The sequence below is a fragment of the Kamptonema sp. PCC 6506 genome, from assembly GCF_000180455.1.
Lineage (GTDB): Bacteria > Cyanobacteriota > Cyanobacteriia > Cyanobacteriales > Microcoleaceae > Kamptonema > Kamptonema formosum.
In genome coordinates, this window is record NZ_CACA01000130.1 from 13,978 (window position 1) to 29,953 (window position 15,976).

At 40.5% G+C, this 15,976-nt stretch carries 9 protein-coding genes; 6 read left to right on the forward strand and 3 right to left on the reverse strand.

Annotation, left to right across the window (positions count from 1 at the left end; all coding sequences use genetic code 11):
- Positions 1-9 precede the first annotated feature (9 nt).
- Entirely contained in the window at positions 10-2,856 is a 2,847-nt protein-coding gene (locus OSCI_RS07530) for an MASE1 domain-containing protein (protein WP_007354302.1), read from the reverse strand.
- 198 nt (positions 2,857-3,054) lie between these two features.
- Complete coding sequence (locus OSCI_RS07535; RefSeq protein WP_007354303.1) at positions 3,055-4,677, reverse strand: serine/threonine-protein kinase; 1,623 nt, start codon at positions 4,675-4,677, stop codon at positions 3,055-3,057.
- A 520-nt stretch (positions 4,678-5,197) separates the two neighbouring features.
- Between OSCI_RS07535 and OSCI_RS30610 the strand changes: the two genes are divergently transcribed.
- Together OSCI_RS30610 and pheT are read left to right on the forward strand one after the other, a co-directional pair.
- A complete protein-coding gene (locus OSCI_RS30610; protein ID WP_155523421.1) occupies positions 5,198-5,341 on the forward strand; it encodes a hypothetical protein in 144 nt (47 codons plus the stop codon).
- Positions 5,342-5,423: 82 nt separating this feature from the next.
- Positions 5,424-7,883: a phenylalanine--tRNA ligase subunit beta gene (gene pheT / locus OSCI_RS07540; RefSeq protein WP_007354304.1), complete on the forward strand. Its 2,460-nt coding sequence runs from the start codon at positions 5,424-5,426 to the stop codon at positions 7,881-7,883.
- Here pheT and OSCI_RS07545 read toward each other — a convergent pair.
- Positions 7,880-8,452: a Uma2 family endonuclease gene (locus OSCI_RS07545; protein ID WP_007354305.1), complete on the reverse strand. Its 573-nt coding sequence runs from the start codon at positions 8,450-8,452 to the stop codon at positions 7,880-7,882. The genes pheT and OSCI_RS07545 overlap by 4 nt on opposite strands.
- Positions 8,453-8,538: 86 nt before the next feature.
- Between OSCI_RS07545 and OSCI_RS07550 the strand changes: the two genes are divergently transcribed.
- Genes OSCI_RS07550 through OSCI_RS07565 form a run of 4 tightly spaced genes read left to right on the forward strand, consistent with a single transcriptional unit; the run spans position 8,539 to position 15,957 of the window.
- Positions 8,539-8,976, forward strand: a complete 438-nt coding sequence (locus tag OSCI_RS07550) for a DUF29 family protein (protein ID WP_007354306.1) — start codon at positions 8,539-8,541, stop codon at positions 8,974-8,976.
- Positions 8,977-8,998: 22 nt separating this feature from the next.
- Positions 8,999-9,268, forward strand: a complete 270-nt coding sequence (locus OSCI_RS07555; protein ID WP_007354307.1) for a YciI family protein — start codon at positions 8,999-9,001, stop codon at positions 9,266-9,268.
- A gap of 10 nt (positions 9,269-9,278) precedes the next feature.
- On the forward strand, positions 9,279-12,308 hold the full coding sequence (locus OSCI_RS07560) for a hypothetical protein (protein ID WP_007354308.1): 3,030 nt from the start codon (positions 9,279-9,281) through the stop codon (positions 12,306-12,308).
- Entirely contained in the window at positions 12,298-15,957 is a 3,660-nt protein-coding gene (locus OSCI_RS07565; RefSeq protein WP_007354309.1) for an ATP-binding protein, read from the forward strand. The genes OSCI_RS07560 and OSCI_RS07565 overlap by 11 nt, the downstream gene beginning before the upstream one ends.
- The last annotated feature ends 19 nt before the right edge of the window (positions 15,958-15,976 follow it).

Here is a 15,976-nt window from a genome sequence, read left to right on the forward strand (position 1 = left end):
TCGTGATTGTTATATTTCATAATTCAAACAATAGTTAGCAATAGGTAGTGTAAACCAGAACTTTGAACCAACTCCGAGATTACTATCAACTCCCATTTCGCCACCGTGAGCTTTAATAATTTGGCGAGAGATATATAGTCCTAAACCTAGACCAGTCAATTGTCTATTATTAGGGTCTTGAACGTAAAGTTCAAACAGAGATGCACATTGCTGAGGACTTATCCCTATTCCATTATCTTCAATCGTACAACGAATTATGTTACTTTCGCTTGTGCTTTTCCCTAAATTATAAGTCGATGGATGGGGGATTGAGCATTGTCTTGTTTTGATGCTTGCATTAATCACATCTATCTTAAGGCTTAAATTTACTCCGGGTGGGTTGTGTTTGAGAGCATTCGTCAGCAGGTTTTCAAATACGCGCCGCAACTGTTTAGCATCGCCATTTACTAGGGGTAAATCTGCGGGTACGCTTTGAGTTAAAGTTGCGTTGTTTTTACCTAAAATATGTTCTAAATCCTTTACAACGTCTGAACTCAAATCGCTTAATTGTAGTGGGGTGCAGTTGAGGACAATTCCGTTTACTTCGCTGGCGTGAGCATCTAAAAGAGAATTAACCATACTTAACTGATGTTCGCTACCCTGTACCATTCGTTCCAAAATTGAACGAGGAACGGGTATTTTTTGCTGATTTTCCCCTGGCAAATTGCCCATGCAAGGCTTGTTAAGCAAATTTTTTAGCAAAATCAACATTCCCATCAGTGGGGTGCGGAGATTGTGAGAAACTGCGTGTATAAATAGGTCTTTAAGTCGGTTGCTTTCTTGAAGTTCTTGCATTTTTTGCTGGAGTTCTTGGGTGCGTTCTTCGACTTGGCGTTCTAGGTTAGCATTGAGAGTTGTTACTTGCTGTAACAACTGCGCTTGTTGAAGAGCGATCGCGACTTGTGTAGCTAGTTTTTCTAATAAATCAATTTCAAATTCTTGCCAATGGCGCGTTCCGGCACACTGATTGACTACCAACAGTCCAAATAGCTGTTCTCCTAACATAATTGGCAGGTTTAATGCCGCCCGTACTTGATAATTATGGTAGTATTCAACCATTGCGGCTGGTATTTCTATTTGAGTGGTATCGGCAATGGCACAGACGGCATTATGGGCGTAATATTTTCTCACTTCATTAATGTGATTATTATCGGTAAATTTCCAGGCTAAAATCGAAGGAAAATCGGGATTTACCGACTCGGAAACTATGATACTATACTGAGATTTTGTCGGGGATGCTTCGATACTATTTAAAGTAGCAATAAAGGCGCGGTCTGCTTTCAAAAATTGTCTGACTTCGGCGACAGTAGTATTAAGAATTTCGTCGAGGTCAAGCGATCGCCTAATTCGCAGTGCAATTTCGCCTAACAAGCGATCGCGCCAAGCAGACACCCGCAAAGCTTCTTCAGTGGCTTTACGCTCCGTGACATCCTGTACCGCCGCCACCATCCCATTGTGCTTAACGGCTGAGTGTTCCCGCAAAGTGCGATCGCTCCCATCTGGGAGGACAATTCTGTACTCAATACAATAATGTTTTTGCTCAAATACTGCTCTCTGATGCGATCGCGCCACTAACTCCCGATCTTCGGGATGTACTGCTTGTAAAAACGCTTCCTCGCTGGGTTCACAGCAACCAGGAACATAACCCAGCAAACGGTAAAGTTCCGCCGACCACCGCAACTCAATTATAGACTTTCTTTCCCCTCTTAATTTCGATGAATAAGGCATTTCAATTAAGGATTGAAAATTATCGCTAGCTGCATTTTCAACTGCATATTTTAAATCCCAGTTACCTAATTGAGCAATACGTTGAGCATTAGCTAAACTTGCTTCACTCTCTCGCAATAGAGAAGCCGTGCGATGTACATCTACTAATGCTTGCTGACGTTCCGCAACAGCAGCAGCTAAGATTAAAGCCGTACTCGCGATCGCACCCATAAAAACTTGTAAAAATAACACAGCCTGACTGAGATTTAAGCTCTTAGCAACAAAAGGGCCGCCTCCTTGAACAGCACCAAAAATAGCGAGAGTGGAAACAATCACGCTAGCCAAAATCGCCCCTTCCTGACCAAATCTCAAGGCCGCCCAAACTACTAAAGGAAAAGGCAAATATTCTAAAGGATAAAGTGCAATTTCTGCCTCAGTTTTCGAGCCAAATACTAACAAACTAACGCAGGTCAATAAACTCAGACAGATACTAAACTCAAAATAATTAAAAGTTTCAGATTTCCAATTTGAAATTGGATAAATCCCATTTTTAATCTTTAATTTGAAATTTTTAACTCCTAAACTCCAAATCAACAACAAGGGAGTCACAATTAAAATCCCCATGCCATCTCCGATCCAAGTTGTCCACCAATTCGTCCAAAAACTGCTCCAGTTAGCGATACCAAAAATACACCCACTCAAATTACCCAGAGTAGCCACTACGATCGTAGAGATGACAGCAGCAGCCAGTAATGCCATCACATCTCGCAGACGTTCCAGGCGGGGAGAAAAACCGATGCGATCGAGCAGCATTTTCCCAGCGATCGCTTGGAGAGTAACGCTAAAAGCACTGGTCGCGATCGTCGGCCAAGGTATACTTATTCCCCCCGTTGAATTCAATAAAAAAGAACCGATCGCTACCCCTGGCCACATTTGGAAGCCTTTCAATGAAAATGCTGCTAAGGCAATTCCCGCCGGCGGCCACACTGGGGAAGCCTCCGCTTTCGCCAGTCCCAACATCGACGCGGACAGTTTTCCCGTCAAAAAATAGGCTAAGGCAAGGATGCCTATGTGCAATATCAGCTCATAGCGGTTTTTAAGCAGTTTCATCTGAACTATTGATACCACATCTGCCAGAGGTAGTAGAACGATCGATTGAGTATTACTTTTAAATTACACTTTCCCAAAGCGATCGTACTTCCTTCCACTGCATTACCTGATTGGGTGAAGGAAGTAATTTTTGAGTTTTAAGTTTTAAGTTTTGAATAATACAAAAGTTACATACTTACTACAATTTTCGCTACTTTTCTAAAGCCCAAAACCTCTTTTACCATCAGGCTTTACCGTCATCCAATTCGTCTTAGCCATAGCTAATTGCTCATCAGAAACCGTTGCATCAATCAGATTAGCCCCGCACAAATTAGCCCCGCGCAAATTGGCTTTACTTAAGTAAGCACCAGCGAGATTAGCACCTCTGAGATCCGCTGATTGTAAATTTGCCGTACTGCAATAAGCTTGAGTTAAATTCGCATCCCGCAAATTCGCTTCCACTAATCGGGCGTGACCTAAATTTGCCTCCGACAAATCAGCCCCTTGCAAATTTGCTCTAGTCAATCGAGCCTCGTAAAAATTTGCCCCGGCCAAATTTACACCCTTCAAGTTCAAACCGCCCAAATCGCAATCGGCAAAGTCTCTCTTGCCTTTAAAATAGGCAGAGCGCAGCGTATTCGCATCCCACTTTGGCGGAAGTTTCGAGCCTTTTCCGCCCGAATTGTGGGTCGTCATCCCCGTCATTCCAGTTCTGGAAGTAGCGGGATTGCGCCCATTTTTAGACTGCATCCCCGTTCCCCCAGTTTGAGAGAAGGAGCTTTTATTACCCAAGCGAGTTTGTCTGGCCCGAATATCCTGAGCGATTTTTGCTGCCGGCGACAGCCATGCTGAACCGTCAGCGTTAAATACAGTCGGGTCTTCCGGTTGCTGATGGGGTCTTCTTTGGCTGACCATGCCATCGGAAAGGCTAGAGGTATCTTCTAGTTCGTGATTGAGGGCTCTGAGAACTTCGTTAGCCGACTGGTAGCGGTAGCCAACCATCGGTTGAAGCATTTTGTCGAGGATACCTTCCAAGTGCTTGCTGACGTAAACATGGGACTGCCAGATAATTTCGCCGCTTACTGGGTCGAAATCTAAATCTTTAGGGGATTTGCCTGTCAGCAGGAATAAGCACGTCATCCCCAAAGCATAGATATCGCTGGCGTAAACTGGTCGCATCGCCATCTGTTCGGGAGGGGCGAAGCTAAATGTACCGACGGAGAATTTTGTATTAGCCGTCTGATCCGTCATGTCCAGTAAAATTGTCTGACCCACTTGATCTTTTACGGCTCCGAAGTCAATCAGTACCAAGCGGTTATCTTGACTGCGGCGGAGGATATTCGCGGGTTTAATATCCCGGTGGATCACTCCTTGACTGTGAATGTAATTGATTACTGGTAGCAGTTCTTTAAGAAATTCTATAATCCCGGATTCATTGAAGGGGCCAGAGGTTTTGACCTCCTGTTTGAGGGTAGCGCCTTTGATGTATTCCTGAACCAAATAAAATTGCTGACCGGCTTCAAAGTAGTCTAGCAGTCGCGGTACTTGGGGGTGATCGCCCAATTTGCCAAGAGTTTTGGCTTCGCGCTTAAATAACTCCCGTGCCATTTCTAAAATTCGCGGCGATGTGGCGTTGGGGCGCAGTTGCTTGACCACACAAGTCGGCTGACCAGGTAATGATATATCCTTGGCTAGGAATGTGGCTCCAAAACCCCCTTGTCCTAGAGGTTGGATTACTTGATAGCGAGCTCGCAGCAGCAATCGCGAACCGCACGCCTGACATTGGATGGCTTCAGGCGGGTTCTGAGGTTGGGGGCAGGCCGGATTTATGCAGTAGCTCATGTTAATCAAGTGTGCCTAAGTTTTGCTAATCTAGCTAGGACAGCTCGACTACAGAGACCCCCTGTGGGTACAGCAGCTAGAAATATGATTTTCTGCCAGTTGTCGGGGGGTGTAGGCGGGGCTGCTAATTTTCGATGCACCTACGTCTTTTAGCTTGATATCCTTACTATATTTTAATTATCTCGCTATTCTGGTCGATTTTTCGAGAAAATATTTAAAGACTCTTTAAAGACTTGCGGAATTTAGTATCTATTATAGAATTTATTTCTAAACTTAAGGGCTTTTTGCTGCTTTGGATACTTTTATAGGAGAAGGCATAAGCTACAAGACACAAGGGAAATGGAATCTTCAGCAATGCTTTGAGCAATTAAGAATGTCAAAACTTATCTCGGTCATTTCTATCTGGTAGATCGTTACTCTGTTGAGAATGTTGCTTGCGGGCAAGGGGCAGTTAGCCTTTAGCTGTGAATTATCAAGATTTATTATACCATAGTTTTTTTGTTGACACTTTCAAGTAAATATGCTGTCAAAATTAGGAAACGATCGCGATCGCCCAGTCCCCCAGGGGTTGAAACCCCTCCCTCAGAATTTAACTCCTCTCCAGAAGACTAATGAATTTAACAGTCCTCTTCCGAAGGAGTTAACCTTCATCTCAGGGGCTTAAGTCCCCAGCAAGTTTTGGCTTAAGTCGCCCTCTGGATGCTACGTTACGAAAAGGACATGGAAAGAAGACAAAGGACAAAAGAATGCGTATCTCTATCAACTGGTTGCGGGAACTGGTAGACATCGCCGTAACGCCAGAAGAACTAGCGGAAACCCTGACAATGGCTGGGTTTGAGGTAGAAGAAATTGAAGACCGCCGCACTTGGGCCGATGGCGTAGTATTGGGCAAAATACTCACTTGCGAGCAACATCCTAATGCTGACAAGCTGAGAGTCTGTCAAGTAGACATCGGTAAGGGCGAACCTTTAAACATTGTTTGCGGAGCTCCTAATGCTAGAGCTAATATCTATGTAGCTGTCGCCACTGTCGGAACTTATCTACCGAATATCGACTTGAAAATTAAACCTGCTAAACTGCGGGGCGTTCCTTCTGAGGGGATGATTTGCTCTGTGGCGGAATTGGGACTAGCTAAAGAGTCACCGGGCATTCACATTTTCGAGTTAGAAAATCCTGAATTAGGCAGTGATATCCGGCCACTATTGGGCTTAGATGATGTAATTTTAGACTTGACAGCAACAGCAAATCGCGCTGATGCTTTAAGTATGGTAGGTGTAGCTAGAGAAGTAGCGGCGCTAACTGGAGCAAATCTGAGAATTCCTGAAGCAGCGGGGGTGTTAATTCAAGGGCAAGAAGGGGGCGAGACTGCAAGTTTAGCAATTGATATTTCTCAGTCTCAAGCTTGCCCAATTTACATCGGTACTGCGATTGAAAAAGTCAAAATTGGCCCTTCTCCGGCGTGGTTGCAGCAGCGATTGCAAGCGGCGGGAGTAAGACCAATTAGTAATGTAGTTGATGTTACTAATTACATTCTTTTAGAATGGGGTCAACCGCTACACGCTTTCGATAGAGATCGATTGGAAGCTGTTGCAGGTAGCAGCGATTTAACTATTGGCGTTCGTTTTGCCAATTCTGGGGAATCGCTGAAAACTCTTGACGGTCAAACACGGAATTTGCAAGCACAAACGCTTTTAATTACTGTTAATGACAAACCCGTAGCTCTAGCTGGCGTGATGGGTGGGGAAGAGACGGAAGTTTACGAAGGTACGCAAAATTTGGTTTTGGAAGCTGCAATTTTTGAACCAGTAGCAATTAGGCGTTCTGCTCGTTCTCAAGGTTTGCGAAGTGAAGCTTCTACTCGCTACGAACGAGGTGTAAATCAGGCAGAATTAGCCTTAGCTTGTCGCCGTGCTTTAAAGTTGATTGTTGAACTGGCAGAAGGAGTTCCTGTTGTTCAGGAAACTGCGAGCATTGGTGTAGATAAGTCGAATTTAACCCGCAATGTAGAATTGCGTTTAGATCGAGTAGATCGGGTTTTAGGGCAGCTTAAGCGGGGCGAAGATACGCTTTATGAAAAGTATCTGCAACCTGATGAAATCAAGGGCATTCTGACAGCTTTAGGTTGCGGTGTTGCTCCAAGTATTGAGGAAAGAGTCTGGACGGTGACAGTCCCAGTTTATCGCTATCGGGACTTAGAACGGGAGATTGATTTAATTGAGGAAATTGCGCGACTTTACGGTTACGATCGCTTCTGCGATACTTTACCAAGCAAGACTGCGGCGGGTTTTTTACCTCTGGAATATGCGGCAATTCGCAATATTCGGGCGGCTTTTCGAGCGGCGGGTTTGACGGAATTGATGCACTATTCGTTAGTGAAGACGGAAGGTGAAAATCAAGTAGTTTTAGCTAATCCGTTGTTGGTTGAGTATTCAGCTTTGCGGACGGAGATGCTATCAGGATTGATTGATGCTTTTGAGTACAATTTAGAACAAGGAAATGGGCCATTAAATGGGTTTGAAATTGGTCGTATTTTCTGGAAAGATGGCGAGGAAATGCAGGAAGGGGACAGGGTTGCTGGTATTATTGGCGGCGATCCCGTGCAAGGTAAATGGCAACAGAGTGGACGCGATCGCGCTTTGACTTGGTTTGAGGCGAAGGGGATTTTAGAGAGTGTGTTTGAGTCCTTGGGTTTGGCGGTAGAATATGAGAGCGATCGCAGTGATTCACGACTGCATCCAGGCCGGACAGCGGCGTTATCTTTAAATGGTAGCCGCTTAGGAATATTCGGACAATTGCACCCACAATTGCAACAGGAACGAGGTTTACCAGAGGCAGTTTATGCCTTCCAATTTGATTTGAAGGTGTTGTTAGCGGCGTTGAATGAAGCTGATAATTTAACTCGCAAATTCAGTGTTTATTCTAGCTATCCTGCGGCTGACCGAGATTTAGCTTTGTTTGCACCTATTGATGTTTCTGTTGTTGAGATTGAAGGTGTGATGAAAAAGGCTGCTGGGAGCCTGCTAGAGTCGGTGCAGTTGTTTGATGAGTATCGCGGCGAGAATGTGCCAGATGGTCAAAGAAGTTTGGCTTTTCGGTTAATTTATCGGGTTAGCGATCGCACTCTTTCTGACGGTGATATTGAACCTGTGCAACAAAAAGTCCGCAATGCCCTGGTGAAGCAGTTTGCTGTTAGTTTAAGGAGTTAGGGCGTTGTCAATGGTCGTAACATTGCGCTAACCATAAAGGAAGTGTCAGGAAAGTGCAAAGGTGAAATGCTCATGCGATCGGCAAGTATGAGCTCACTTTGGTAGCCTTCCTGACTCGGTTCTCGAAAGACGTGGAGTTGGCGATCGTTGACATCTAATACCCAATAATCGGTAATTCCTGATTGAGCATAAATTGTGGCTTTGATACCGCAATCTTTTCTGAGTGTAGTATCGGCAATTTCAATAATCAGGTAAATTTCTGAGGGGGTTGGGTGTCGGTCTTCGTAGTATAGTGGATCTCGCATAAGCAAGGCAATATCTGGCTCTGGTTCGGAGTTATCATTTAATTGAATAGAGTCTTGTACGCTAATCAAAACTAATCTCCCTAAAAGGTCTTGCAATAGCTCTACAGTGCGCTTTACTGCTGCATTGTGTGCGGTTCCTTTGGCTGCCATTTTTACTATCTGTCCTGCTAATAATTCTACTTTTTCATCTTCATTAAGAATACCATTTTCTATCATTTGGTGATAGTCTTGAACTGTGAAAAGACGAATTTCTAATAATGTCATAGCTGTCTCCTGTACTTGCCGAACGAGCAATATTTTGTAATTACTAATTCTAGCATAATAGATTAAAGGCAACACTATCAAACTTTATGGAAGAATTAATGGAGTTAAAGGAGCTGCTGCACCGAGGCAAAGTTGCAGAGGCTTTGCTACTGGTGCAAGAATTGGAGGACATGAGTAAGTCGGATAAGCTTAACAAAATTTTTAGTTATGGTATAATCTTGCTGTTGCATCTGATTAAAAAAGTTGCTGAAGACCGAACTACTAAGTCTTGGGAAACTTTGATTTTCAATACCGTCAAGCAAATTCAGCGCACTAACAAGCGACATAAAGCTAAAGGAACCTATCTCACCGAAGAGGAATTAATAGAGACTTTACAGGATGCTTATGAATCTGCGTTGAAGTCTGCGGCTTTAGAAGCTTTTGAAGGAATTTATGATGTCGAAGTAATTGCCAAGATGGTAAGCGAAGGTGATATTATTGCAATAGCAATGGATTTAATTGTAGAGCGATCGCCTGAAAGTTAATTTATTAGAAAGATTGACAGATATGACTAAATATGTGCTGTGGGGAAGTTACTGCGAAGACGTTCTTGAAAAACGCGCTCCTTTTCGCGACGCTCATCTGGCTGGATTGGCGAAGCAAAAAGAGTCGGGTGTGTTGATTACAATTGGGCCGACTAAGGATTTAACTAAGGTTTTTGGCATTTATGAAGCTGAAGATGAGGCAACTGTGAGACAATTGGTGGAGGCCGATCCTTATTGGGAAAATGGGGTTTGGACTGAGTATGATGTGAAAGAGTGGATTCAGGCTTTTTAAAGGAGTTAATATGGTGAATAGCTTAAGATTAGGTGACGATGATTTAGTTCCTGTTGATTATACGGATTTACTGGATAAAATCTTGGGAGTTTTACAGAGTCAAAATCCTTTTAGTCGGTCAAGTGATAACTATCGCCTGGTAATTGATATTGATGCAATTGCCAATGAAGTCTCCCAGTTACAAATCATTCCTCCCTTGGGTTCTTTTGAACGTCAAGCGCATTCCGCTACTGTGAATTTTCCTGCGGAAGTTGAGGTTCGCTTTCGCAGTCAAATTAGACAGATTAGAGAGTATTTGCGGCAACATTTAGAAACTATATTGGGAGGAGATGATGCTGTTGAAAGATTTGTGGCAAGTTTAATTGTGCCTTTGGATTCAACGTATTTTCGAGGTGGCGGTACTGAGTTAGGTTTTAAATACAATTTTCCCAGACATTCTACCTTAGAAAAAAAGAAATTAACTTTGCAACGTCTGGATTCTAGCACGCGGGCAATTTTAAAGCTGCACAAATTGACAATTTCTGTGCGAAACTCAGACATTTTTCAGCAGCAGCTAAGGGAGGGTTTAAAAAAATATATCAATGAAAATACTGACAATAAAGAGGATCGGGAAAATCTCACCGATCGCCTTGATGAGATCGTTCAAGATGAAAGCTCTAATTTTCATAAATTGATTCGACTTGTAGATAAGGAAACCCTGGGTAAGCTGAATAAAGAAGCTAAGATTACCTATTTAGAGTATCTTTTAGAGAATATTCGTAGTAATAGCACAGATCGGGTAGGGATAATCTATTTACAAGACTTAATTCGGCGACTCCGGTTGATAGAAGAATATATTAGCGATATTGACAAAAGTGATGGGGACTATGAGGTAAATTATGCCGGAGTAAGAGTTAACTACAGGGATATTTTTTCCAGAGCAGAAGTGTTAGATATACTTCCGATAGTTCCAATTGTAGCAGGTTATTTGGGAGAAAGTACAGATACTCACCGAAGCGAACGTAAATTTATCTTTGGTTTGAAAATCAAGTTTGATAACCCGGTTCAAGCACGGGGTGGGGATGATGTATTTGAATATAATTTGAATTTGCTTAATCCTGATAGTGATGAACAAAAAACAGAACTAGCAGAGGATTTTAATCGGGAAAAATTCGTCCGCAAGGTATTAAAAATAGCCTTGCTTTACTATTTTGTCTTTGCTTCTCGTAGTAATCCTTTAGCGAATGATTACAACCCTGAATCTGAAGGGAATTACCAACCGCGAGAAAGCTTTGAGTCTGTGGTAATGCCTGTTTTAAGTGGTTCGGATGAAGAAAGGAAACAGCAAATACTTCGTGGTATCATCCGAGGCTTAAATCAATATAACATTAAGGTTAAAATAGACCGTCTCAAACAACTTTTAAAAGGCTTTTTAGACAGGGAAACAATTTTGCCGCCTCGAACAGAATCACGACACATCAACATCAAAAGAGGTATCCTAGAACAGATAGATGATACTTTAACAACTGGGAAATTTTTCAATGACATTTTGGAGCGAAATCCGAAACAAGCACTCCAGTATATTACAGTTGAAAATGCTAGGGTGAATCCCAGAGCTATTTGTCAGCTACCAGTCAATATTACCATAGAAGATATCCGTTATTTCCCTACTGATGAACGGCAAAGTTTCAGTATGGAATATAATATCAAAGGTATTAATGCTTTGCCTGTACTTTTAACTCCTAGAGGTGCAATTTCTAAAGATACCTACGCCAAGCATTTCAACACAAAATTAGTTGTGTTTCGTTATGAAAATCAACGATTAAAAAGCGATGGAGGTTTACCACCAGCAGAGGCTTTTGTTTACAAGTTTACTATGCTCCTGCTATCTTATATGTGTCTGAAGATATTAGCAGAAAATTGGGGCAAAAATTTATTTATTCCGATGGTGAGACTTCACGAAGGCGACCACAATAACCCTTCACCGTCAGAAAAGTTTATGGCCCATCTTTCTAAAACATTGTCTCATTTGTTAAGCGAAAAATATCGCTGTAATTCCCAAGGATTTCGGATTAAGCATCCACCGAAAAAGTTTACTATCGGAAATGGTCTAAGTTCCCTCTATTCAATATTACCCAAAAAGTTTCGCTTCGACAATGTGCAGCTATCTCCAGAGTTGGATAATTTAGCAATTATTGTGGTTTCCAGTCGGGAAAGTGATGCGAGAAAAGGTAACGCTAATCGTTTTCAGAGAAAAGCAAGTTTAATCGGAGAAATTGTCGGCATTAATCGCCAAGAAGATGGTTCAATTCAGGTGGAAATGCTAAAAACTTTTTCGGAAAATTACAGCGTTACTCATCTCTATACTCAGCCATCAATTCTGGAAGATGCAATGAGTCAACTTTATGAGCAAGGATATAGGAACTTTGCTTATATTTCACAAGCACCTTATACGAGCACGCTACATATTACCAAAACTGATGAAGATGAGGATTTGTTTTTTATGTCCAAAAGTCTCATCCGAACTTTGAAAGGAGAGAGGCGAGACATCAAGATTTATCCCATTTTCTTTGATAAATATTTCGTCCGTAGCTTTGAACAACATAGAGGAGAATCCTTCTATATTCAAGATATAATGGAACTTAGTAATTTAGCTGACGATCCCAATCAGGAATCCGTGATGTTTTTTAACCTATTTAATGGGATTAAAGTCGATCAACAGGGAGACAAAAACTTTTATAATGGTGTGATTTCCTACTCGACACTTCTGCATATCTATCAAGGCATTTTGGATGACAAAGATATTCATCAAGATTTGATTTATGATGGTCTAACTAAAGATACTTTGCTACACTATCTGACAATATTTCACTTTTCTAGGTATGAAGCTCGTCAGAATATTAGTTTAAAACTCGACCCCTACGAGCGGATTATTGGCGATGATTCGGTTGGTGCTTTATCTATATTTAGTCATACTGGTGGAAGTGCAAATTTTAACTCGTTGGCTTTTTTGAATAAGGTAAGAGAATTAGATAATGAGGTAGATAATAATGATTGGTGAAGATTTGGGTCGTCTGTTTGAAGTCGGATTCAATATTGGAATTCTGGCTTATATTCAGCAGGAAAATATCCCTCACAACTTTGGCAATTTGTACCGCCTGGATTTGCAGCACCTAAAATTGCCAAAAATGACAGCAGAAATAACTAGGGAAGCAAATCTCCTGGGTAGTCTGGATGGTAAAATAGTTGAGAAATGGAGCCTTTATTTTATACAGAAAGGTTTTTTTTCTGGCTTAAACTTTTTTCGCGAGTACATCAAATCTGCTGGTAGTAAACTGCAAAATCTTAAGATTTTATACTATCAGTGCAGTTTTAGTGATGCTAACAGTATTAGAACATATAATAAGGGTCAACAAAAAGGATTTAAAGAGGTTTTATCTCAGATTACAAATGTGCAACCAGATTTTGCAAATGCTGATATTGATTTGTTAATCCATCGCTACTCAAAAAAAGGTGAGTTTTTGCAAGCTGATACGCTTATGCTGGTACAACAACGTAATGATTTTAGAATTCTCTGCGTTGACTTATCTGTATTTTCTCCAGTATTAGCGTTGTCGGGAGTAGACCTCCATGAAATAGAGATAATGCGGAAATTGTTAATGAGGGAAATTAGCTATTTGCGCTCAAAGAGTGTTTTTTCTAATCTGCGGATAGATACTAGCACTTTGGGGATTGATTTCTCTGAGGATTTAAAACGCTATTTTACTGCTTTTAAGTATAAAGATAAGGAAAGTGCTAAGTTGATTCAGGCGGGTAGCTATGCTCATAGTTTCTATAAATTTTTGCAAGAAAAAGGAATTATTCCAGATAATGCTGACGTATTATTTAATGTAGTTGGCAATAGCGATCGCGGCATTAGTGCTATTTCCTTACGTAAAGATAAAATCAATATTTTAGCAACTTGTTCACAAATTTATAAGAATGAATCTAATACTAAAGATATTAGCGAGGTTCGCAAAGAAGTATTAAAAGTTATTCAAATTAACGCTATTCGCAGTTTTCAAGATGGTAAAAAGTTTATCAATCGCTTATTAGAAAGTACAGGAAATACTCCCACACCTGTTGCTCATACAGAGCGACTTGATAACTTTTTTAATTCTGTTGGTGTTATACCAGATAAACTGGCAGAAAAATTGCAAGTTGCTCCCGGATTAAATCTAAGACAAGCTCATGCTGAATTGATTATTAAAGCACTTAATTCTGAGCAAACTTACATCTTTCTAACTGGAAATCCGGGAATAGGCAAAACTACTGCAATTGCCAAGTTTCTTGAACAGCATATTGATGACGGTTTCCTATTCTTTTATGTCAGTCCTCGCAAGCAAGTTAACCTAGACATCATTGAAAAATTCAAAAATCCAGAAACAGGTTTGTTGTCAGACAATCGCCTATTTTGCATTAACACTAACTCTGATATTATTAAAGGCAATGGTGGCAAATGTACGGTTAAATACGTAGCTAATAGTCAGCAAAAAGATTTTACAAAAAACACTGTTCACTTCCTCAAAGAAAATCCAGATATTCAGCGTCAGCAATACCATCAAACGCAAATAGAAAGGAAGAGTAAAACCATCATTCAACCTGCAAAGGTTAAAGGTAAAGGAGTCCTCAACAGCATTTGTGAAGCAATATACACGCTGATAAACTCTCAACCATCAAATAATATTGTCGCTACCGTGTCTATTCAGTCTTTGAAGGTAATAGAAAATGGAGTTAATACTCTTGAGCATTTTGACAAGATATTTCAGGATGCTTATAACAAAAGAGAACAGCAGGTAATTTCTGCTAAAATGCAAGAAATTTCTAGCCGCATTAAACACATCTTTATTATGATCGATGAAATTACAGGAGATGACGGCGGGGTAGAATTTTTAACAGGAATTAGTAAGATTATCACTAAGTATGATTTGTACAATCCCCAACATGGTTTTAACACTAAAATTATTGTTGCAGATGCTTCAATTGTTGACCACGATGTGATTACACAACACCTTAAAGATACCTCACCGGAACCAGATAAAATTTATTTTAAGAAGTTAGCCAAAAATTCTGAAGAAATCTTACCCTTACAAGCTATCCCTTTTAAGTTTAGAGAATTACCAGCTATCGTAATTAATACTAATTCCTATCCGGCTCGCAGTTTAGAGATAACTTATAAAGTGTTTATAGAAGCTGTAAAATTTACTGATAATGCGTCTCTTAATCAAAGAAATAGCTTGATTAAACTGGTACAGTCTGAGATTGTTCAAGACATAAACGAGCGATTAGCCAAACCCGGAGTCGAACAATTAATAGTCTATATTCAGGATAAGCGAAGATTGACAGAATTGATTTATAAAATTAAGAACAGTCGCGAAAAATTTGATCGATTTGAAGATTATCTTGAAATTCATGCTAATATTTCAGAAGAGGAGAAAGCAAAAATACAGGAGTGTAAAAATAAAGCTAAGGTAATCTTTATGACTGCATCTGGAAGTCGGGGGTTATCTTTTCCCAAAACCAAGCATATTTTAGTTGATATTCCTCGCTTTCAGATTGAAAAAAACCTGATGGAAGTCATACAAGTTATTTATCGGGGACGCGGGGAATACGAACCAGGTAAAACTTTGGATAATGAAGATAAGGAGTTAATTTTTTATCTCTCGGATCAGGCTGTTTACTACGCAGATGATCCAGAAATTTCTCTGCAAGAAAGCAAGCTAAGTCTTTTGAATATGTTATTAATTCTCAAGACTTCAGTAATGACACGAATTCAAGGTTATGGATATTTAGGTAGCGAAAAGTTTTTGATTATTCCCATCGGTGGAAAGTCGATTTCTACGGCTGGTGATACTTTCACTAGCCAAATGGGAAATCTGATTAAGGAATTAAAAAGTGAACATCGCAGTCATCCAGAAAACAAGTCATTACAAGATATTTATACAAGTATTGAGAAGCTTTTTAGTCGAGCCGAGTTTGTTTTGAAAAATACAACACATTCCCGACAATCAGGTGATTCATATCTGCAAATGCGGGAGAATTTTAATAGTAAATTTTTGCAACTGTGTAATCCTCTTGACGGGTTACTCAGTTATGGCAATCTGGAAAAAGGTTATGTTTGTGGCAGTTTGTTGATAGTTCCTCTGGCGGACAAAAAATTAGAGGAAAACTACCAAATTAGGCTACATCAAGAGATTAAAAAAATTGTAAATAAGGAATTAATGCATAAAATGTATCGCATTAGGGATAGTATTTCTTACCCAGAAAATTTGCGCTCTGCAATCAGAGGAGGTGCTATTGAGTTAGTTAAGTTGCTGAATAAGGATGTGGATAAAACTCAGTATTTTCAACAGCATAGTCATCGTTTGGATCAATATTATGCTTTGCCGTTATTTGCCTTTGTTAGTGGTGAAGAAATGAAGGAGTATTTTGGTGATATTAAGCGGGAAGAACCAGAAGACGAGCGGTTTAGAGATATTCTGTCTATCTATGTGCGATCGCTTTACCCAGTTGGTAATGTTATGCCTATAGGACATAAATATCAAGATTTCCCGTTTGTTGTGTTTAGAAGTTACAGTTTAGAACAAAGTCGGGAAAAGTTTTTTACAGATAAGTATCTTTTGACTTCTAACGAGTTAAATGTACTGAACTTGATCTTGTCTAAGGATTAATATTTATGAGATAATTATT